At 62.4% G+C, this 20,176-nt stretch carries 22 protein-coding genes; 5 read left to right on the top strand and 17 right to left on the bottom strand.

Annotation, left to right across the window (positions count from 1 at the left end; translation table 11 throughout):
• Nucleotides 1–81: 81 nt before the first annotated feature.
• The gene (locus I5L79_RS00495; RefSeq protein WP_196953059.1) at nt 82–1,602 is read right to left on the bottom strand and encodes a malate:quinone oxidoreductase; all 1,521 of its coding nucleotides are present in this window, start codon (nt 1,600–1,602) and stop codon (nt 82–84) included.
• 127 nt (nt 1,603–1,729) lie between these two features.
• Between I5L79_RS00495 and I5L79_RS00490 the strand changes: the two genes are divergently transcribed.
• Nucleotides 1,730–2,302, top strand: coding sequence for an NADPH-dependent FMN reductase (locus I5L79_RS00490; RefSeq protein ID WP_196953058.1), 573 nt, complete (start codon nt 1,730–1,732; stop codon nt 2,300–2,302).
• A 123-nt stretch (nt 2,303–2,425) separates the two neighbouring features.
• Nucleotides 2,426–2,617 carry a cold-shock protein gene (locus I5L79_RS00485; RefSeq protein WP_149068989.1) on the top strand — a complete coding sequence of 64 codons (192 nt, stop codon included), beginning with the start codon at nt 2,426–2,428 and terminating at the stop codon, nt 2,615–2,617.
• 87 nt (nt 2,618–2,704) lie between these two features.
• On the opposite strand, the gene I5L79_RS00480 is transcribed toward I5L79_RS00485, so the two are convergent.
• Together I5L79_RS00480 and pncA are read right to left on the bottom strand one after the other, a co-directional pair.
• Nucleotides 2,705–3,445 carry a TIGR04283 family arsenosugar biosynthesis glycosyltransferase gene (locus tag I5L79_RS00480; protein WP_231402630.1) on the bottom strand — a complete coding sequence of 247 codons (741 nt, stop codon included), beginning with the start codon at nt 3,443–3,445 and terminating at the stop codon, nt 2,705–2,707.
• Between the two features lie 52 nt (nt 3,446–3,497).
• Entirely contained in the window at nt 3,498–4,112 is a 615-nt protein-coding gene (pncA, locus tag I5L79_RS00475; RefSeq protein WP_196953057.1) for a bifunctional nicotinamidase/pyrazinamidase, read from the bottom strand.
• A gap of 162 nt (nt 4,113–4,274) precedes the next feature.
• Here pncA and I5L79_RS00470 point away from each other — a divergent pair, with 162 nt between their 5' ends.
• Entirely contained in the window at nt 4,275–5,201 is a 927-nt protein-coding gene (locus I5L79_RS00470; RefSeq protein WP_196953056.1) for a hypothetical protein, read from the top strand.
• An 84-nt stretch (nt 5,202–5,285) separates the two neighbouring features.
• Here I5L79_RS00470 and I5L79_RS00465 read toward each other — a convergent pair whose 3' ends face one another.
• Entirely contained in the window at nt 5,286–5,819 is a 534-nt protein-coding gene (locus I5L79_RS00465) for a 2'-5' RNA ligase family protein (protein ID WP_196953055.1), read from the bottom strand.
• A gap of 9 nt (nt 5,820–5,828) precedes the next feature.
• Entirely contained in the window at nt 5,829–7,385 is a 1,557-nt protein-coding gene (locus I5L79_RS00460) for a T9SS type A sorting domain-containing protein (RefSeq protein WP_196953054.1), read from the bottom strand.
• A gap of 157 nt (nt 7,386–7,542) precedes the next feature.
• Here I5L79_RS00460 and hutI point away from each other — a divergent pair, with 157 nt between their 5' ends.
• Nucleotides 7,543–8,796, top strand: a complete 1,254-nt coding sequence (gene hutI, locus I5L79_RS00455; RefSeq protein ID WP_196953053.1) for an imidazolonepropionase — start codon at nt 7,543–7,545, stop codon at nt 8,794–8,796.
• Between the two features lie 4 nt (nt 8,797–8,800).
• On the opposite strand, the gene I5L79_RS00450 is transcribed toward hutI, so the two are convergent.
• From I5L79_RS00450 to I5L79_RS00425, 6 genes are all read right to left on the bottom strand, one after another.
• On the bottom strand, nt 8,801–9,184 hold the full coding sequence (locus I5L79_RS00450; protein WP_196953052.1) for a DUF423 domain-containing protein: 384 nt from the start codon (nt 9,182–9,184) through the stop codon (nt 8,801–8,803).
• Between the two features lie 32 nt (nt 9,185–9,216).
• Nucleotides 9,217–9,813 carry a hypothetical protein gene (locus I5L79_RS00445; RefSeq protein WP_196953051.1) on the bottom strand — a complete coding sequence of 199 codons (597 nt, stop codon included), beginning with the start codon at nt 9,811–9,813 and terminating at the stop codon, nt 9,217–9,219.
• Nucleotides 9,814–9,899: 86 nt separating this feature from the next.
• The gene (locus I5L79_RS00440) at nt 9,900–10,568 is read right to left on the bottom strand and encodes a YggS family pyridoxal phosphate-dependent enzyme (RefSeq protein ID WP_196953050.1); all 669 of its coding nucleotides are present in this window, start codon (nt 10,566–10,568) and stop codon (nt 9,900–9,902) included.
• A 161-nt stretch (nt 10,569–10,729) separates the two neighbouring features.
• A complete protein-coding gene (locus I5L79_RS00435) occupies nt 10,730–11,755 on the bottom strand; it encodes a vWA domain-containing protein (RefSeq protein ID WP_196953049.1) in 1,026 nt (341 codons plus the stop codon).
• 89 nt (nt 11,756–11,844) lie between these two features.
• Nucleotides 11,845–12,753: a hypothetical protein gene (locus tag I5L79_RS00430; RefSeq protein ID WP_196953048.1), complete on the bottom strand. Its 909-nt coding sequence runs from the start codon at nt 12,751–12,753 to the stop codon at nt 11,845–11,847.
• Complete coding sequence (locus I5L79_RS00425; RefSeq protein ID WP_196953047.1) at nt 12,746–13,645, bottom strand: DUF58 domain-containing protein; 900 nt, start codon at nt 13,643–13,645, stop codon at nt 12,746–12,748. Before I5L79_RS00425 ends, I5L79_RS00430 begins: the two co-directional genes overlap by 8 nt.
• 36 nt (nt 13,646–13,681) lie before the next feature.
• Between I5L79_RS00425 and I5L79_RS00420 the strand changes: the two genes are divergently transcribed.
• On the top strand, nt 13,682–14,092 hold the full coding sequence (locus I5L79_RS00420; RefSeq protein WP_196953046.1) for a DUF4296 domain-containing protein: 411 nt from the start codon (nt 13,682–13,684) through the stop codon (nt 14,090–14,092).
• On the opposite strand, the gene I5L79_RS00415 is transcribed toward I5L79_RS00420, so the two are convergent.
• From I5L79_RS00415 to egtB, 6 genes are all read right to left on the bottom strand, one after another.
• Nucleotides 14,089–14,439 carry a tRNA-binding protein gene (locus I5L79_RS00415; protein WP_196953045.1) on the bottom strand — a complete coding sequence of 117 codons (351 nt, stop codon included), beginning with the start codon at nt 14,437–14,439 and terminating at the stop codon, nt 14,089–14,091. The genes I5L79_RS00420 and I5L79_RS00415 overlap by 4 nt on opposite strands.
• Before the next feature lie 161 nt (nt 14,440–14,600).
• Entirely contained in the window at nt 14,601–15,173 is a 573-nt protein-coding gene (locus I5L79_RS00410) for a DUF922 domain-containing protein (protein WP_196953044.1), read from the bottom strand.
• Nucleotides 15,174–15,205: 32 nt separating this feature from the next.
• Nucleotides 15,206–16,567, bottom strand: a complete 1,362-nt coding sequence (locus I5L79_RS00405; RefSeq protein ID WP_196953043.1) for an MATE family efflux transporter — start codon at nt 16,565–16,567, stop codon at nt 15,206–15,208.
• A 51-nt stretch (nt 16,568–16,618) separates the two neighbouring features.
• On the bottom strand, nt 16,619–17,710 hold the full coding sequence (locus tag I5L79_RS00400; RefSeq protein WP_196953042.1) for a pyridoxal phosphate-dependent aminotransferase: 1,092 nt from the start codon (nt 17,708–17,710) through the stop codon (nt 16,619–16,621).
• A 25-nt stretch (nt 17,711–17,735) separates the two neighbouring features.
• Nucleotides 17,736–18,749, bottom strand: a complete 1,014-nt coding sequence (gene egtD / locus I5L79_RS00395) for an L-histidine N(alpha)-methyltransferase (protein WP_196953041.1) — start codon at nt 18,747–18,749, stop codon at nt 17,736–17,738.
• A gap of 51 nt (nt 18,750–18,800) precedes the next feature.
• Nucleotides 18,801–20,147, bottom strand: coding sequence for an ergothioneine biosynthesis protein EgtB (gene egtB / locus I5L79_RS00390; RefSeq protein ID WP_196953040.1), 1,347 nt, complete (start codon nt 20,145–20,147; stop codon nt 18,801–18,803).
• Nucleotides 20,148–20,176: the final 29 nt, after the last annotated feature.

Raw genomic sequence — 20,176 nt, 5'->3', positions numbered from 1 at the left:
AAAACAGCGGCGCACGCGCAGAAAAAAGCCACGCCCCGGGTTGCGGCAGCGTGGCTTTTCCACTGACTTTTCGCGCTGGGTTTAGCGCGCCGCCGGGGTAGTTTCCGTCAGGCCCAGCACCTGGCTGGTGTGGGCGCGCAACTCGGCCAGTAGCTGCGGCTCCTCGCTGAGGTGGTGCCCGAAGGAGGGAATCATTTCCCGAAACTTGGCCTGCCACTGCGGCGTGGCCGACTGCTGCGGGTAGCACCGCTGGATAAGGCCCACCATGATGCTGACGGCCGTGGAAGCACCCGGCGAGGCGCCCAGCAAAGCGGCAATGGAGCCGTCCTTGGCAGCTACTACCTCGGTGCCAAATTCCAGGATGCCGCCTTCCTTTTCGTCTTTCTTGATAACCTGCACGCGCTGACCAGCCGTTTCAAGTTGCCAGTCCTGGCCCTGCGCTTCGGGCAGGTACTCACGCAGCGCCGCCAGTCGGTCTTCCGGCGACTGACGAACCTGGTTGACCAGATACTTGGTAAGCGGAATATTCTTGAGGCCGGCAATAATCATGGGTCGCATGTTGCTCAGCTTCACCGAAAGGGGCAGATCCAGGTAGGAGCCCTGCTTGAGAAACTTGGTACTGAAGCCTGCGTACGGCCCGAACAGCAGCTCCTGCTTGCCGTTGATAACGCGGGTATCGAGGTGGGGCACCGACATAGGTGGGGACCCTACGGCCGCCTTACCGTACACTTTGGCGTGGTGCTGGGCAATAACGGCAGGGTTTACGCACTTCAGCCACTGCCCGCTTACGGGAAAGCCGCCAAAGCCCGCGCCCTCCGGAATGCCCGACTTGATTAGCAGCGGCAACGAGCCTCCGCCAGCCCCGATGAACACGAACGGCGCTCGGATTTTCTTTTCTTCCCCGGTAGCCAGGTCCTTGGCTTTGATGCGCCAGAGGCCGTCCTCTTTCTGCCGGAGCTTCTCCACGTCGTGGTGGAAATGGATGGTCACGCCGGGCTTCTGCTGCAGCAGGTTGAACATACCGCGGGTGAGGGAGCCGAAGTTCACGTCGGTTCCCAGGTCCATACGGGTGGCCGCCACGGGCTGCTGCGGGTCGCGGCCGTGCATCACCAGCGGCATCCAGCTTTCCAGCGTTTCGCGGTTTTCGGTGTACTCCATGCCCTGGAACAAAGGCGACTGGGTGAGGGCCGCGTGGCGCTTGCGCAGGAACTCCACATTCTTGGGGCCCCACACAAAGCTCAGGTGCGGAATATGATTGATAAAGCGCGTGAGCTCCTTTACCTGATAAGTTTCGGCCAGGTACGACCAGAACTGCTTCGACTCTTCAAACTGCTCGGCAATCTTGATGGCCTTGCTGATGTCGATGGAGCCGTCGGGCTTTTCGGGGGTGTAGTTCAGCTCGCAGAAGGCCGAGTGGCCGGTACCGGCGTTGTTCCAAGCGTCGGAGCTTTCGGCGGCGGCCACGTCGAGCCGCTCGAAAATGGTTATAGTCAGGTCAGGCTGCAGCTCTTTGAGCATCAGGCCCAGCGTGGCGCTCATAATGCCAGCGCCAATCAGCACCACGTCGGCCGTGGCGGAAGCAGAAGGTTCGGTCGTAGTCATGCGTAGTTCAGGAAGAGACTCACGAAGTACGCAGGAAAGCGGTAAAAGGTGAGGGTTGTTTGCGCAAGCTGAGCCGTGGCGCCGGTTTATTCCGCGTACTTTGCTCCACGTTTCAGCTGTATCTACCATGCATATTCTGGCCATTTCCGGCAGCCTCCGCGCTGCTTCTTCCAATACCGCCCTGCTGCGGGCCGCGGCGGTGCTGGCGCCCGTGGGCGTAGTCATCAGCCTAAGCACAAGTCTGGCCGAGCTGCCCTACTTTCAGCCTGGCAACTACGACGAGCCCGGCGCCCCGGCCGTGGCGGCCTTCCGCGAACAGGTGCGCCGCGCCGATGCCGTCCTGTTCTGCACCCCGGAATACGTGTTCAGCATGCCCGGCGTGCTCAAGAATGCGCTGGAATGGCTGGTGCCCTCCGGCGAGCTGTACCACAAGCCCGTGGCCGTGTGGAGCGCCTCGCCCAGCACTACCGGCGCCGACCAGGCCCACGCCGGCCTGACGGCTATGCTGCGCGTGATGGAAGCAGCTGTAAATGAGGGGGCAGCCCTGCAGGTAGGGCAGGTTTCGGGCAAGGTGAATGCGCAGGGGGAAATTACGGATAAGGAGCTGGCAGAAAGCCTGCGAACGGCCGTAGCAGCGCTGGCACAGGCCGGAAATACTACTAATTCTGCGTATCAGGCTACGCAGGGTATACAAACTTGAAAAAAATATTACCTTTACCCCGGCAATTTGCTTCGTACCACTACTCCCGATTCGCGTGCTGAATGTTGGTAGGGTTCCGCTGACATTTGCTTAACTGACTACCTTTTTTCACTTCCAATTACCATGCAGACGGGAACTGTAAAATTCTTCAACGAAACCAAAGGCTTCGGTTTCATCAAAAACGACCAAACCGGCGAAGACATCTTCGTGCACGTGACCGGTCTGATCGACGAAATCCGTGACAACGACAAAGTAGAATTTGACGTGCAGGAAGGCCGCAAAGGCTTGAACGCCGTGAAAGTACGTCGCGCTTAGTTCGCGCCAGGCCTTCGGGCCTGAGAAGAAAAGCAGCCTGCCTTCCGTGGCAGGCTGCTTTTTTTATGCCCTGGTCTCACCTCTAAGCTACAGCTTGTCCTGGCGGATGAGGCGGCGGTAGGTGCGCACCAGCACCGGCTGCGGCACCCGCAGGTAGTAGAGCGCGCAGAGCAGCCCAAACGTGAACTGCAGCCGAAAAACCCCATTTTCCCGGTACTTGCGGGCCGAAGTGGTAACGGCAAGCGGCAGCAGCCGAAACCGCCCGTGCCGCCGCAGCCGCCCGATTATTTCCTGGTCTTCGAGCACCAGCAGCTCTTCCCGGAATCCCCCCGCCTGCCAGAACACCTCGGCACGTACAAACAGGCTCTGGTCGCCGAAGCGCAAGAGGTCCATGTCGAAGCGCGTAAACCAGGCGCTCAGGCGCAGAAACCAGTGCGGGTAGTCGAAGCGCAGGCGGAAGCAGCCGCTACCCATCTTCTCATCCGCTAAGGCTTGTCGGATTTGAGCCAGAAAATCAGGGGGTGGCAGGGTATCGGCGTGCAGAAAGTAAAGCAGTTGGCTGCTCGCTTGCCGGGCGCCGTGGTTGAGCTGGGCTGCCCGGCCTTTGCGCGGGCACTGTAGTACGCGGGCCCCGGCAGCGGCAGCCACACCAGCGGTTCCATCGGGGCTTTGTGCATCGGCCACCAGGATTTCCACACTGGCTTCGGCGGCTCCGTGTGCGCGCAGATAAGCCACCAGCGCCCCAATCTGCGCGGCTTCGTTGTAGGTAGGAATGATGATGCTGACCGTAGCGGCGGCCGGCGGGCGGCTATCGGGTATGGAGTTCAACAGACTACGAAAACGTCAGCGGAAGAAAGCAAGGTGCGTCTACACAAAGAAGTCAGCCGGCCAGTACCTGCGCCGTGGTAACAAGGTGGCCGCCCCGCTGACGCAAATCTTCCTTGGCCTGCTCAAAGCCTTCAGTCGAAATGGGGCGGGTGGCATCTTCTACCACGTAGGTTTCGAAGCCTTCCTGCAGGGCGTCTTTGGCGGTGAAGTACACGCAGTAATCGGCGGCCAGGCCGGCCACATACACCTGTCGTACGCCCCGGCCGCGCAGGTAGTCGGCCAGGCCAGTGCTTTTGCGGTGGCCATTGTCGAAAAAGGCGCTGTACGAATCAATTTCCACCTCCGTGCCCTTACGGAAAATAACTTCCACGCGGCTGGTGTCCAGCCCTGCGGCCAGCTCGGCGCCGGCGCTGCCCTGCACGCAGTGGTCAGGCCAGAGCACTTGGTCCAGGCCGTGCAAATCGATGCGGTTGAAGGGCTGCTGGCCCGCGTGCTGACTGGCAAAGCTCTGGTGCCGGGCCGGGTGCCAGTCCTGGGTGGCCACTACCAGCGGAAAGTGCGGCTGCAGCGCGTTGGCCAGCGGAATGATGGCGTCGCCCTCGGGTACGGCCAGCCGGCCGCCGGGCAGGAAATCGGGTTGAATATCAATCAGCAGCAACGCTTTCATAGGCGGAAAATCAGCTTCAACGAAAAAAGACCGTGCCCCGGCAGCGGCAAAGCTACCGAACCCCGCCATATTTGCAGGAGCGGGCGGCGGCTCCGGGCGGCTCAGGTCGCCAGAAAGAGCCAGCATTGCCCAGGTTTCAGTATAAAGTAGCTTCCAGTACGCATGAAGGCAACAATTGGGATACGCATTACGGGCCTGCTGCTGAGTTTGGGGATGATGCCGCTGGCTAGTCAGGCCCAGAGTGCGCCCGGCGCTCAGCGTATTGCCGGTACGCACGTGTGGCTGGTGCCCCCGGCTGGCTTCACGCCGGCGCCCGGCCTCACGGGGCTGCGGCGCGAGGCGGCCGTGCTGCAGGTATTCGACGGGCAGGGCGGCAACTACTACCGGCAGGCGGCGGGCTTCACGGCGGCGCGGTTTGCGGCCCGGGGTGGGCAGGTACTGGAGTTGCAGGAAATAGCCGGCGCGGCCTATCCGGCCCGGCTGGCCCGGGTGCGCCTGTCGCCGGCGCAGGAGTCGGCGCAGGTACTGTTCGGTGATTCTACGTTTGCCGTACTGCTGGAGGCCCGCTACCCGGCTTCCGACACGGCTACCGCCCGGGTTTTGCGGCGCAGCCTGCTTTCGGCCACTTATCAGAAAGCTTCCGCTGCCGATGCGCCGGCCACCGCCCTCTTTGCCTTCGACGAAAGCAAGTCAACGTTCCGGTTTGCGCGGGCCGAGGGCGGCACGTACTACTACACCCTAGGCGGTCAACCCGCCACCGGCAGCGCCCCCACCGTAGCCGTCCGCCTGGCCGACTACAACCCCGGCATCACAGCCGCCGACGTAAGCCAGCAGATGCTGGGGCGCTACCCCACGCTGCAGGGCTTCACGGCCCGCAAAATATCCTCTGCCAAGGTAAACGACCTGCTCACTTACGAAACCGAAGGCTTCGCCCAGCTCAACGGCCAGCGGGTGTTGCTCTACCAGCAGGTGTCGATTATCGGCAACACGGCGGTGTCCATGCTGGGCCTGGCCCACGACGACGTGGAAGCTACGCTCACCCAATTCAAAGCCCTGACGCATACCATAAAGCCCCGCCGCAAACCCTAGCGGTGGCTACGTATTGGTTTGGAAGGTGCTTTATCAGCCTTGGGAGAATACGTTGGGCAGCTCTATAGCCAAAGCCCGAGGAATTTACCGGAGGTCTGAGGCTCCCGTAAAGACAAATTCCGCCAGGCTTTCCCAGGGGCCGTTGCGGTAGGCCCAAAGATGCAGTCCGGTGCCCGTAGTGCCGAAGGGCGTAAAGCCAGCGGAAAGCTGCTCGTGCAGGGTGCGGGCCTCGGCGGGAGCTACTTTGTTCTGAACCGTGACGTGCGGCCGGAGCGGCTGGCGGTCCTGGGGCGTGAGTGTTTCTTGCCACACCTGCTGCAGGCGCCGGTGCAGGGTGCGCAATTCCTCATTTTCCAGCCGAAAAGCTACGCCCTGGCCCAGAAACTGCAGGCCAGTTACGGCCAGCGGCAGCGGAGCGGTGCTTTGAGCAACGTCGGTTAGCTGATTCGTAAGCTGGGGCAGAGCATTGCCGGATAAATGATGAAACAGGGTGAGGTGAGCGGCCAGAAAGTTGCGGGCCGGCGGAAAATGCTGCCGCCGCAGCTCATCGAAGTACGCCTGCGAAGTCGCATCGAGGGTGAGCGTCAGGATCAGGGGTGCTTCGGGCAGCTCGGGCATGGGTTGGCTTTAGCGGATAAGCACCCGTTGCGTGGTGGTCTGGGAACCTGTCTGGGCGCTTAGGAAATACACCCCGGCGGGCAGCCCGGCCGTGGAAAGCTGCGTGGTAGCCGTGGCGGCCACCTGTCGCCGCACTACCTGACCCAGGCTGTTGGTAAGGGTGAGTGGGGCTGAGGGCGCGGCGTTCATCTCCACCGTGAGTTTGTCGTACGCGGGCACGGGGTAAGCTCGTAGGTAAGCAGCCCCGGCGGTTCGCGTCACCTGCCGGATTTCGGAGTGCTTGAGGGTACCATCCAGATCCTGCATGGCAAGGCGGTAGTAGCTGAGGCCCGGGGCCGGGGAGGCATCCGTGAACCGGTACTGACGAAGCTGAGCCGTATTGGTGGCCGGCTCCTCGTGCAGCGTAACCCAGTGGCGCCCATCGGCGCTGCGCTCCACCCGAAACTCCTCGGCCAGCTGCTCCGAGGCGGTAGTCCACTCCACGGCCACCCGGGCGCCATCGGGCCGCACGTCAAACCGGGTAAGCGTAACCGGCAGCGGCAGGGCCCCGGCAAACGACATGGCATCCCCGCGCGAGCAGCCAAACGCGGCCCCGAACGATTCGCCGGTGTACTCGCCGGTTTCGCGGTCGATGCGGTGAATCAGGCCGTGGTCGGCGTCGATGGTATACACCTGGTTGAGGTTGTCGCGGAACATGCCGCCCACGTTTTCGTTGGTAGGTACCGGGTTGGCCACTACCACGGTAGACGCTACGGGTGCCGTGGCCGGGTTCACAATGGTCAGGTACTTGTCTTCCTTGCCCAGGTAGCTGACCAGGTTGTCGGAGGCGGGGTCATACACCCAGTCCTGAATGCCGCCCTCCGGGGCCGGGCCAGTAGCGCCGGCCGCCAAATAAGCCTCCACCTGCGCTTTATAGCCATTGATGACCAGCGTCGTGGCCGGGTCGCTGATGTCCAGCTCATGCCAGGTAGGAGCAGCGTTGAAAGTACCGGCCTGGTTGAGCTGCACCGTACCCACGTAGAAATGGAAGTCGTTGATGCGGGCACCGGGTGCGCCTAAGTAGTTGAAGCGGAATGAAATGCCGCCCACATAGTACAGGGAAACGGCATCCTCATCTTCCTCCCCATCACCAATGAAGTTGAGCGTCACGCGAAAACCCGGATTAAGCCCCGACGTTCCGGATGGGGGCGCAGGTGGGGGCGTTACGCTGCCTAGGTTAGTGGCCTCGGCGGTGCTCAGGTCGATACGGTAGAGAGAAGGCGGCGTATCAAAGTTGTCGAAGTTGACCTGCTCCGGCACGTCCATGGCATACACCACGGCTTCGTTGTCCTCATCGTAGCCCAGGGCGTTGAGAATGAGTGGTGTGGTAGTGCCCGCCACGTACACCGGGCCAATGGGCGTCAGGGAGCCATCCACATTGATGCTTTGCAAGGTAGAGCCAGTAGTGGTGCCCACGTTGCAGCCGCGCGTCACGGCATAGCTGTCTGTGGGCAGCTGGGCGTGGGTGCTGCCAGCGTGCAACAGGGTAAACAGGCCCAATGTCAGGGTAGTAGAAAGTTTTTTCATGGCGAAGCAGAGTGAAAAACAACAATACCTTTGAGCCGCCCCGTAAGGCTGCTGAGCGTAAGGTGATGCCCAAAAGCCTTGCGTGGCTTTAGTAAAGGTCACACTTGAGGCGGCTAAGTCCAAATAAAGCCCTGATTTTTTACATTTATTGCCTGCTATGTACTGCACCCTGCTTATCCAAAATTGTGGTCAACTGCTCACCATGGGTAGTGTTGGCCCAGGCCCGTTGCGCGGGGCGCAGTTGAGCAACTGGGAAGTGCTTGAAGACGCATTTCTGGCCTGCCAGGACGGAGTTATTGTGTCTGTCGGCCCTATGAGTGAGTTGCCGGCCGGTTTCATCGGGCCCGAAACTCAGGTGATTGATGCTGCCGGGAGGGTAGTAATGCCGGGACTGGTGGAGTGCCATACGCACCTGGTGTTTGCCGGCAACCGCGCCCACGAGTTTCAGCGCAAGCTGCGCGGCGAGTCCTACCTCGATATCCTGGCTTCGGGCGGGGGTATTCTGAGCACCGTGCGCGCCACGCGGGCGGCGGCGGAAGAGGAGCTGCTGGCTAATGCCCTATACCACCTGGAAGGCTTCCGGCGCTACGGCATCACCACGCTGGAAGCCAAGAGCGGCTACGGCCTGGACCGCGAAACCGAGCTGCGGCTGGTGCGGGTGGCGCGGGAAGCAGGCCGGCAGCAGACCGTGCGCGTGGTGCCCACCTTTCTGGGCGCCCACGTGGTGCCGCCCGAGTTCAAGGGCCGCCCCGCCGACTACCTTAACTTTCTGGCCGAAGAAGTGCTGCCGGAGCTACAAGGCGAAGCCGAGTTCGTGGATATTTTCTGCGAGGAAGGCGCCTTCAGCGTAGCCGATTCGCGCCGCTACCTGGAAAAAGCACAGGCGCTGGGCTTCGGCCTGAAAATCCACGCCGAGCAGCTCCACGACCTGGGCGGCAGCGCCATGGCCGCCGAACTGGGCGCCGTGAGTGTAGACCACTGCGACTATCTATCGGCCGCCGATGCGGCACGGGTGGCCGCACAGGAGCTTACGGTAGCCGTGCTGCTGCCGCTGGTGCCCCTGTTTCTGCGGCAGCAGCAGTACGCACCCGGCCGGCAGCTAATCGAGCAGGGTGTGCCCGTAGCTCTCAGCACCGATTTCAACCCCGGTTCCTGCCCCAGCAAGAACCTCTGGCTGGCGCAGTCGGTGGCGTGCCTGAATATGGGCTTCACCCCCCGGGAGGCGCTGGCTGCCGTGACTATCAACGCCGCCTGGGCCATCAACCGCCAGCACGACTGCGGCTCGCTGGAGCCCGGCAAGCGCGCCGACGTGCTGGTGCTGGACGTGCGCAGCTACGAGGAATTACCCTACTGGCTTGGCGAAAACCCAGTTCGACAGGTCATCATTGGCGGGCAGGTGCAGCCCGCGTAAGCAGCTACAGCTGCCGGGCGACCAGCAGCAGGCTGATCCAGCCCGCAATAAACAGCAGCCCGCCGATGGGGGTGACGGCACCCAGCTTGGTGTAGCCCGTAAAGCAGAGCAAATACAAGGAGCCGCTGAACAGCACAATGCCGCCCAGCCACAGCCCGGCGGTGCGGCCCAGGCCCTGCAGCTCGGGTCGGGCGGCCAGCAGCACGCCCACCGCCACCAGGGCCAAAGTGTGGTAGAATTGGTAGCGCACGGCGGTTTCAAACGTGTCGAGGCGGTTGGTGCGCTGGAGCATGTCGTGCAGGCCGTGGGCAGCAAACGCGCCGATGCCAACGCTGAGCAAGCCCAGCACGGCGGCCAGTTGAAGAATAACGCGGGCAGTTAGGTGCATGGTTGGATTGTTAAGTGGTTGACTGGCTTTTGCTAAAAGCATAGACCGCAGCCGGTTATGGTTCTTTCGAGGGGTAGCTCGTGCAATTGTTGTATAAGGTCTTCCTTGGCAGTAGGGTCACCGGTTAAACAGCCAGACCACATATCCTGAATCTTGTTATGCCTCAACTGAAAAATGGCAACGTGCACAGACAGACCAAAGCCTCCCTGATAGTAGGCCAGCAACACCATATCATCACCCTGCCCCAGATAGATCAACTGCCGAATTGGTAAGGAGTTATCATAAACAACATCTGTTGCCTCAAAGGGTGCTCCGCGGTCGGCTATTTCAGGGGGGCCATTAGCCCCGGTCTTCAACGCTAGGAAGGCGGCTACTACCGGCGGCAGTGCCTGGGCAGAAGTGTACGTTCTGAGCTTGGTACGCTGCAGTTTTTCCAGTAAGGCCGGCAACCGCTTTTTGGTCAGGATTGCCATAGTATCGATTACGTAGCGTTGGGCTGCCAGCCGGGCCGCACGCATCGAATCAGCTGAATAAGCAGGTGCTATGCGGGAAGACTCGGCCACTTTGGCGGAAGCATGAGCCGCTTTCTCAGAAGAACCCTGGCACGCCAGCAGCAGTAGAAGCGGCAAAAAAGTAAAAATGTACCGCATATTCTCAAAAGGAACTACCTAGTTGATGACAACACAGCCATTCAACAAGACAACCATCAAACCAGTCAACCCCGGGCGCCAAAAATAGCGCTGCCTACCCGGATAAGCGTGCTGCCTTCCTGCAAAGCCAAGGAGTAGTCGGAGCTCATACCCATGGAAAGCTCCCGGAAAGCTGGCTGATCCATGAAATACCGCACCTGCAGCTGCTCGAAGTAGCCGCGCAGCGTCTGGAACTCGCGGCGGAGCTGGGCTTCGTCATCCGTAAACGTAGCCACGCCCATCACGCCCACAATGCGCACGTGGCGCAGCTGACGGAAAGTATCAGACGTTAGCAGGTTCTCCGCTTCGGGCAGGGTGAGGCCGGTTTTGGTGGCTTCCTCGCCAATATGAAACTGTAGCAGGGCGTCGATAACCCGGTTGTGTTTGGCCGCCTGCTTTTCCAACTCCTCCAGCAGCTTCAGGCTGTCGAGGCTCTGCACGGTGTGTACAAAGGGCGCTATGTACTTCACCTTGTTGGTTTGCAGGTGCCCAATAAGGTGCCACTCCACGTCATTGGGCAGCTCGGGCTGCTTGGCCGTCATTTCCTGCACGCGGTTTTCGCCGAAGATGCGGGCACCGGCCTCGTAGGCCTCTCGCAGCCGCTCCACGGGGTGCGTTTTCGTGACGACCACCAACCTAGCGCCGGTGCCAGCCAGCTGCTCCTCAAAAAAACGAATGTTCTCGGCTATGGACATGTTTTTAATGTGCTGCGCTTCGCTAAGGTGGAGAATGTGAAAAATGTGCTAATGCACCTTACTTCGCTAATGTTAAGAGAAAGGGCTGGGTTTCTCTTATGTGTTGAGGGACGTACTCAGCACATCAGCACATTTTCCAAATTAGCACATTAAGCGAAGCGTTAGTCTTCCAGTGAGTTGGTGAGAAAGGTGTTTTTAAGGGCCAGCCATAGTAGCCAGAAGGCTATGCTCCAGGCCAGGTAGTAGCGGTAGTGGTCGGTGGTGTTGCGGTAGCGGGTCTGCTTGATTTCCGACTTTTCCAGGCGGTTGATCTGGTCGAAGACTTCGCGCAGGGCTTCGGTGTCGGTGGCACGGAAGAACTGGCCGCCGCCGGCCGTAGCCAGCTGGCGCATGGCCGTTTCGTCGAGGCGGGTTTCCACGTAGCGCGGGCGGCCAAACTCGTCCTTGCCGAAGGGCACGGTACCATCCTGGCCCACGCCAATGGTATAAAGCCGCAGCCCGTAGGCGTGCGCCAGTTGGGCCGCCAGCAGCGGGTCGAGGTTGCCGGCCGTGTTTTCGCCGTCGGAAAGCAGAATGCAGACTTTGGTGCGGCTACGGGAGTCGCGCAGGCGGTTGGTGGCCACGCCCAGGGCCGTGCCAATGGCGGTGCCGTCGTTGGCAATCATGCCCAGGCGTAGCTCGCCCAGGTTTTCGCGCAGCAGGTCATAGTCAGTGGTAAGCGGGGCCAGGGAGTAGGCGTCGCCGGCAAACGCCACCAGCCCGATCCGGTCGCCGGCACGGCCGGCCACAAACTCGCGGGCTACCCGCTTGGCGGCTTCCAGGCGGTTGGGCTGCAGGTCCTGCAGCTCCATGGAGCCCGACACGTCCAGCACCAGCAGAATATCGATGCCTTCGCCGGTTTGCACCACCCGCTCGTCGGTGCGCTGGGGGCGGGCCAGGGCTAGCACCGCAAAGGCCAGGCAGAGCAGCAGCACCAGATCGGGCAGAAACCGCAGCAGCGCCGACCAGTCCGTGCGCAGCCGGCCCGCCACGAAGGCTACCCCCAGCCGGGTGCGCCACCGGTGTGCCAGCAGCCACCGCAGGGCCGGCAGCAGCAGCAGGGCCGGCAGCAGCAGCAGCACGCGCGGCCACTCCCAGGAATAGCTGGTGAGGGTAGAGTAGCGCAGGCCGTCCAGCAACGTGAGCATGAAGGCGGTGGGAAAAAAAGTCGGGCCGGGAAGAAAGCAAAGCTACGGCCCCAGCCGGGAATGTGGCACCGTGGCCGCGAGCCGGCCGCTTACGCCGCCTGCACCCGGGCGCCCGCCAGCTGGTAGCGCTGCTCAGCAAACTCGCGCAGCTGCGCAAAGGCCTGGTCTATTTCCGGCGTTTCGTCCTCGGCCAGCAGGTTGCCATACACCACCCGGTCGGCTACGCGCAGGGCACTACTCATGGCCGGGTGGTGCTGGTAGTGGGCTTCCACCTCGCGGGTCGTAAGCGAGTTGAGGTTGCTGTCTTCGAGGCGGGTGAGGTAGTTTTTCCAGAGCGTAATGGCCCGCTCCATATTGGTAGCCGAGCGCGACAACTCAAACCGCTCGATGTGGCGAGCATACTGGGCCAGAAAGTAAGCGTGGTTTTTCCGGAGCTTGTAGCGCTGGTAGCGGCGGCGCAGGCGCCTTCGAAACAGCAGCACCAGCCCGCCGCTCAGCACCATCAGCCCGCCCAGGGCCGTCAGCCAGTAGGGGTAGTTGAAGCGGGCCTCCACCGGCAGCAGGGTAGTGGTAGCGCGCAGTGCGGGCGGAGAAGCCGTGGCGGCCGGAGCCAGAAAGCGCAGCCGCACCGCCGCCGGGGCCGTGGGCAGCAACACGGAGTCGCGGCCGCGCAGCACCATTACGGGCAAGCTCAGTTGCTGCACCGAGTCGAGGGCGAAGGTGCGCAGACGGTATACGGCGCGGTCGAGGCTCTGGCCCTGGAGGGTGCGGGTAGGGGAGTAGCGGCGCCCCACGTACTCAAACGGCCGGAAATCAGCCGTGGAATCGGGAAAGACCACTTCCAGCGCGGCCGGGTGCCGGAACGTCAGCTCAAACTCCACTACGTCGCCTACCTGCGTGGTGGGCTGCCGGAACCGGCCGACGGGCTCCGGCTGCTGCGCCAGGGCCACCAGCGGCAACAGCGCCAGGCCAAGGCGCGCCACCCAGCGGCTACCCACGACTGCGTTGGTTGCGCCGCCGAAACAGGTTCACCAGCTGCGGCACGTAGTCGGCATCGGTGGCAATGGACACGAACTCGGTGCGGTGGCGGCGGCAGATCTGCCCGATCTGCTCCCGGTTTTGCTCGTAGGTGGCCCGGTAGCGGGCCCGGAAGGCGGCTGAGGACGTATTCACCCACACCGTACGACCTGATTCCTGGTCGAGCAGGGGCACGATGCCCAGGGGGGGGAACTCCCGCTCCCGCTGGTCGAGCAGCTGCACCACAATCAGGTCGTGCTTGCGGGCCAGCATCGTCAGCTCCCGCTCGTAGCCGGTATCGATAAAATCAGACAGCAGAATGACCAGGCTGCGACGCTTGATGAGGCCTAGCGCCTGCTTGATGCCGGCCGCTACGGCGGTGTGTGGGGAGCGAGGTGTAAGATCGAACAGGCCTTTGATGAGGGCGTAGGCGTGCCGGATGCCTTTGCCCGGCGGCAGATACAGCTCTTTCTGGTCGGAAAAAGCCAGTATGCCGAGCTGGGCACTCTGGCGGGCGGCTGTGAGGGCCAGCAATCCACATACTTCGCGGCCCACGTCAATCTTGCGACGGCCGGCCGCGCCCACGCGCTGGGAGGCACTCACATCCAGCAGCAGCAGTACCTGCTGTTCACGCTCTTCCTTATAGGTTTTCACGAAGGTGCCGTGGCCCTTGCTCGATACGGCCCAGTCGATGGCCCGCACCTCGTCGCCGTACTGGTAGAGGCGCACGTCGTCGAACTCCAGCCCCGTGCCCTTGAACACGGAATGGAAGTTGCCCTGCAGCTGCGCGTCGACGGCATGACGAATGCGAATCTCGAACTGGCGCAGCTTGCGTATAAGCTGCTGCAGTGGGGTGGCTTCGGCGGCCTTCATTCCGGCTAAACTAACGCATCTTCCTAACTTTGCCGCGTGAAACTTCTTTCCGTTTGTGCCGGCGTGGCTTTCACGCTGCTGGCTGGCTGCCAGCGCTCCGATGAAATAGCGCCGCCCCAGCCGCTGGTGCCCAAGCCCCAAATGGCCCGCCTGCTCACCGACCTGCATCTGGCCGAAGCCCGGGTAGATGCCTCGCGCCTGACCACCGACTCGGCGCAGGCCCTGTACATGCAGCTGCAGGATAGTGTGTTGCGCCGCAATCAGGTCAGCGACTCGGCTTTCGCCCGGAGCTACCGCTACTACACCCTCCACGACAAAGACCTGCAGGAAGTATACGACTTAGTACTGGACTCCCTCACGGCCCGGGGCGCCAAGTACCGGCCCCCCGGAGCGCCGGCGCCTTCTTCTCCACCACCGCCCCACCAACTGTACCGGCGCGGCCGCTAGTGCAGCCGCTGCCCGTTTGGCACGGGCGTATCGGGCCCGATGAGCACGATGGCGCCGTCGGTATCCGAAAAACCTGTGACCAGCACCTCCGACATGAATGGCCCGATCTGGCGAGGCGGAAAATTGACCACGGCCACCACCTGCCGCCCAACCAGATCCTGTGGCTGATAGCGTAGGGTAATCTGGGCGCTGGAGCGCTTGCGGCCGATTTCGGGGCCAAAATCAATCAGCAGCTGAAATGCCGGCTTGCGGGCCTGGGGAAACTCCCGTGCCTCTACGATAGTACCTACGCGCAGCTCCACGCGTTCAAACTCCGCCCAGCTAAGTGGGGTGCCTGTCGTTTCCATAGGGCTTTTTTGCGGCCCAAGCTACGGGATAAGTTGGTAGTTGGCTGTTAGCGGTTGGTCGTAAATGGTCATGCTGGGCTTGTCGAAGCGTCTGGATAGTGTAGTATCCTAACGAAGCGGTAGAGATGCTTCGGCTGCGCTCAGCATGACAACCAGCCAACTCACTCCGGCAATGCGTAGGCGCTGAGCTTCTCTAGGCGCTGCTTTACGGCAGCTTCCCATTGCTGCTGCCGTTCGGCATTCAGGCCGTGGTTGGTTTCTTGATCGTAGCGGGACATATCCCGTTGCCATATCATAAAAGCTACCTTGGTGTAGTTGTTCAAAGCCGGCTGTAGCTTGTCGCAGTCGAACTGCATCAGTGCCAGCTTCTGGCGCATCTGGCGGGCATGTACTTCGGTAAGGTCGAAATGTGCCTGCTCGTGGCGCAGCAACTCGGGCTTGGCTTTGCCCGGCTCGCGCACCCAGGATTCGGAGGGCGTAAATACGGCTTTCACGGCCGCGTTGAACTTGAAATCGGTACAGCCGACGTTTACACTAATGTTGGCCGAAGTGAGGGCCGCAATATTGGAGGGCGCGCCGGGTTGGGCCTGGAAGTCGGCCCAGCTCAGCGGCCGGCTGGCCGACCATGCCAGGGCAGGAGCTGGAGCCAGCTTTGCCGCCATCGGCGGGGTAGGAGCGACTGGGCTCAACCAGTTCAGCCACAGCGGCAGCACGGAAATCAAGGAAAGTAGCATAGCGGGTACAGCGGAATAAGTCTGTTCCGGGGCTAACGCAGCACGGCGGCGGGTTCGTTCACTGCTACGGCACTAAAGCGGTTGAAACGCCACAGCAGCACGCCGGCCACCAGCGAAAGGCCCGTGAGTAGTCCCGTCCAGACGCCCATAGCACCCAGCTTAAATACAAAACCCAGCACGTAGCCCAGCGGCAGCGCCACGGCCCAGTACGCCAGCAGCGCCACCACCGAGGGCCACTTCACGTCCTCCAGCCCGCGCAATGCGCCCAGCCCCACCACCTGCACCCCATCCGACACCTGAAACAGCGCGGCAATGAGCAACAGGGAAGCTGCCTGCCCTACCACTTCGGGGTTGTGATTGTAGAGCGTGGGAATAAAAAACCGGCCAAAAACAAGCACCAGCCCCATCCCGCTCATGAAAGCAAACGTGAGCAGGTAAGCCGTATAGCCCGCGTGGCGGCTGCCTAAGGCATTACCCAGCCCGCGCTGCCGCCCCACCCGGATGGTAGCCGCTGCCGCGATGCCGCTGGCCGCCATGTAGGTAACCGAGGCCACGTTGATGGCAATTTGGTGCGCAGCCAGCGCGGTAGCGCCCAGCCAGCCAATCATAATGGCCGACACGCTGAAGGCGCCTACCTCAAACATCATCTGTACTCCAATGGGCGCTCCAAGGTCGGTGAGCTTGCGCAGCACGGCCCCGGAAGGCCGCCAGGCTCCCACCGCCGCGCGGTAAGGCTGCAGACGTCGGGCCCGCAGCACGTAGGTAGCCATCAGAATAGCCATCAGCACCCGGGAAATGAGCGTGGCCCAGGCCGAGCCCACCATACCCAGGCGCGGCGCGCCCCAGTTGCCGAATACCAAAGCATAGCACAGCAGGGCATTGAGCACATTGGCCAGCACCGACAGATACATAGCCTGGCGGGTGAGGCCCAGGCCCTCGGCAAACTGCCGGAAGCCCTGAAACACCATCAGCGGCAGCAAGGACATAAACATGATGCGCACCCACGGCGCGGCCAGTGCCACTACGGCGGCCGGCTGCCGAAGAAACTGCAGCCCCCACGGCACCACCAGCCCGGCCAGGGCCAGCATCACACCCGCCAGCGTGCACAGCAGTACGCCATTCACGAGCAGCTGCCCGATACGGGCCACGTCGCGCTGGCCGTCGGCGGCGGCTACCAGGGGCGTAATGCCCATCGACAAACCCAGACCAAACACCAGCACTACCGTACTCACGCTCACGCCCAACGACACGGCCGCCAGCGGAACGATGCCCAGCTGACCCACCACCATACTGTCGCACACATTCACGAGTACGTGCCCCAGCTGACTGATAACAACCGGGTAAGCCAGTAAAAGAGTGGGTTTGAAATGCGGGCGGAGGGAAGCAAGCGACATGAGCAGCGGAAAAATCAGCCGCAAAGGTACAACCCCCGGCCGCCCCGGTGCTTATTCGGGCCGAAGTGTTGCCAGTACCTGGCTTAGCCGGTTCAGCGCCGTGACTAGCTCTGGCTCCGGTACGGCGCAGGAAAGCCGGGCGTAGCCCGGGGCGTGGCAGGTGGCACCATCCACTACCTCTACTCCGCCGTCCCGCAACTGTTTCACCAAAGAGGCCGCAGCTTCGACACGTGGCAGTGTAGGGTCCAGATAAGCGCGCAAATCGGGAAATGCGTAGTAGGTGCCCTCGGTAAAAGCACAGGGCAGCCCTAAGTTTGTGAGGCCGGACAACAGCTGGCAGCGCCGGGGAGCCAGCTCACCCACCAGCTCAGCCGCAATGGCATCGGCGGCTTCGGTGGCGGCCAGGGCGGCCAGCTGGCTGGGTACAGCCACGGCACCAGCCGTCATATGCTGCCAGTGCGTACAGGCCGCGGTCAGGGCCGGGGGAGCTATGAGGTAGCCCACGCCCCAGCCCACCAGCCCCAGCGACTTGGAGAAGCCGTGTACCAGCACGTGTCGCTCAGCGCGGTCCGGGAAATCAAGCAGGGAAGGTACCGGCGTCCCAAAGGATATCCGCTCGTAGATTTCGTCGCTGACGACCAGCACGTCGGGGCGGGTGGCCAATACGTCGAGCACGGTTTCCAGCTCGGGCGCGGAATAGATGCGGCCGGTAGGGTTGTTGGGGTTCGAAAACAAAAAGACCCGCGTGCGGGGGGTGAGAGCCTGCGCTACCGCGGCGGGCTCCAGGGCGTAGTTGTTTTCGGGGCTCAGCGGTAGCAGGCGCAACGTGCCGCCGGCCTGCCGCACCAGCTCATCAAAGCCAAACCAGCTGGGTGTAGGCAGCAGCACTTCGTCGCCGGGTTGCAGCACGGTGCGCAGAAGCGTATAGAGGGCCGCCTTTGCACCGGGCGTAACGAGCACCTGCTCGGGCGTCACGTTTGGGTAGCGGCCAGCCAGGGCCATGCGCAGCTCCGGCAAGCCCGCCACCGGACTCGCGAAAGTCAGCGGCTGAGCTAGAGTTTCCTGCAGCTGTCTTACTACTACGGCCGGGGTAGGAAACGAAACGTACCCGGAAGCCAGTGAAATAAGCGAAGGAGAATTCATCCGTGAGCCTTAAAGCGTCTTGCAATCAGCCCTGCGGCATCAGCACCACATCGGCAAAGTACTGCCGGGCATCGGTGAAGAAGTGCTGCACCCGCAGGCCGGCCGGACGCGCCAGGGCCTCAATCTGTGGGCGGGTAAACTTATAGGAGTTTTCGGTATGAATAACTTCCCAGGCCGCAAACCCGCAGCTGAAGCCGGCGCCGGCAAACTGCACCGTCTGGGCCCGGCGGCTGACGAGGTAGGAGCGCACGGCCCCGCTGAGCGGGTCGTAATCGGTGTAATGCTCCCAGGCCGTCAGGTCGAAATCAGCACCCAGCTCGCGGTTCAGGCGGCGGAGCAGGTTGAGGTTGAAGGCCGCCGTCACGCCCTGGCTGTCATCGTAGGCGGCCCGGATGATGCGCGGGTCTTTCTGCAGGTCGAAACCGATGAGGAGGCGGTCGGCGGAAGTGAGGTGGCTGGCCAGCTGCTGCAGAAACTCCTGCCGGTCCTGGGGCAGGAAGTTGCCGATGTTGGAGCCCAGAAACAGCACCACTTTAGGCTCATCGTCGCGCAGGCCGGCCAGCGCCGCAAAGTAGTCGGCCTCAATGGGCTCCACGCGCAGTTCGGGCAACTCCCGCCGCAGGCTCTCGGCCAGCCCGGCCAGCGCCCCGCCCGATATATCGACGGGCACATAGGTGAAGTCGGCGCCCTGGCTCAGCAGCTCGCGCAGCAGCAGCATGGTTTTGGTGCCGTCGCCGGCGCCCAGCTCCACCAGCCGGAACGGCGTACCCGCCGCTGGGGCCAGCGCCGCACCAATGGCTGCGCCCTGCTCCGTGAAAATCCCGAACTCGGTGCGGGTAGGATAGTACTCCGGCAGCTGCATGATTTGCTGAAACAGCCGGCTGCCCTCGTCATCGTAGAAGTACATAGACGACAGCGTTTTGGGCTGGCGGCTGAGACCCTCCCGTACGTGGGCCAGCAACTGGGCAGTGGCCTGGTCATCGGGGGAAGGAAACGTATCGGCAAGCAAGGAGGTAGGCGTTTCGGAAGAGCGGGGCATACAAATCAGCGCGAAGTCGGAAAGAAAGAATAGCCAGGCGGGCAACAGCCCTTAACTTCTGGCGCGGGCCAGGCGCAGGCCGGTGAACTGCCAGCGCTTATCGGCGTGGAAGAAGTTGCGGTAGCTCAGGCGGATGTGGCTGGCCGGCGTGGCGCAGGAGCCCCCGCGCAGCACCAGCTGATTCACCATGAACTTGCCATTGTACTCGCCCAGGGCTCCGGCCGCGCGGGCGTAGCCGGGGTAGGCGTGGTAGGCCGAGTACGTCCACTCCCAGGCGTCGCCCAGCAGCTGGTGGCAGCGGGCGGGGTCGGCATCGGTGGGCAGCGGGCGGGTGTCAAACAGGTTGCTTTCCTGGAAATTCCCTTCGGCGGCATCAGGCTGAAAAAAGCGGGCAGCAATTTCCCACTCGGCTTCGGTGGGCAGCCGGGCCCCGGCCCATTGGGCGTAGGCATCGGCTTCGTAAAAGCTCAGGTGCGTGACGGGCGCGTTCAGCTCCAGAGGCTGCAAGCCGCGCATGGTAAAGCGCTGCCAGCCCGCCGCATCCGGTACCCAGTACAATGGGGCCTGCCACTGCTCACGCTGGGCCAGGTCCCAGCCTTCGCCCATCCAGTACCGGAAATTCTGGTAGCCGCCGGCCTCCACAAACTCCAGGAATTCGGCGTTGGTTACCAGTCGGTTCTGCAGTTCAAAATCGGCCACGTACACCTGGTGGGCCGGCAGCTCATTGTCGAAGCTGAACCCATCTTCCTGCAGCCCGATGGTGTGCACCCCGCCCGGCACCGCCAGCCAGGACGCTTTGGGGAATGAGGAATGATTGTCCTCTGTTTTCGCAGGAAAATCTGTGGAAGGCAATTTTTCAATCCTCTCTCCCAATTCCTCCTTGAAATAGCTGGGAGCCAGCGGGCTGGTGCTGAGAATGTACTTGATGTCGGTGATAAGCAGCTCCTGGTGCTGCTGCTCGTGCTGCAAACCCAGCTCAAATACCTCGTGGAAAACGGCCGGCAGCTCATCGGCGCGGTCCTGGAGCAGGCGGCGCACGGCGTCATCCACGGCGGCGCGGTAGGCGTACACGTCGGCCAGCGCGGGTCGGGAGAGGGTACCCCGGTCGGCGCGGTTCACGCGGGAGCCCAGGGAGTTGTAGTAGGAGTTGAATAGAAAGGCATAGTCGGGGTGATGCACCGTGTAGCCGGGCTGGTATTCCTGCAGAATAAACGTTTCAAAAAACCAGGTGGTGTGCGCCAGGTGCCACTTCGGCGGGCTCACGTCGATGATGGGCTGCACCACGGTGTCTTCGGGCAGCAGCGGCCGGCAGATGGCCTCGGTTTGCTGGCGCACCTGCGCGTAGCGGGCGGCAAGGGCAGCGGAAGGAAAGGCAGAAACGGCGGCAAGCTCAGGCATAACGACGGGCACACGGAGGAGTTCGGTAC

The sequence above is a fragment of the Hymenobacter guriensis genome (genome assembly GCF_015773195.1).
Lineage (GTDB): Bacteria > Bacteroidota > Bacteroidia > Cytophagales > Hymenobacteraceae > Hymenobacter > Hymenobacter guriensis.
The sequence above is the reverse complement of the archived record's forward strand: the minus strand, read 5'-3'. Positions and strand labels throughout refer to the sequence as shown.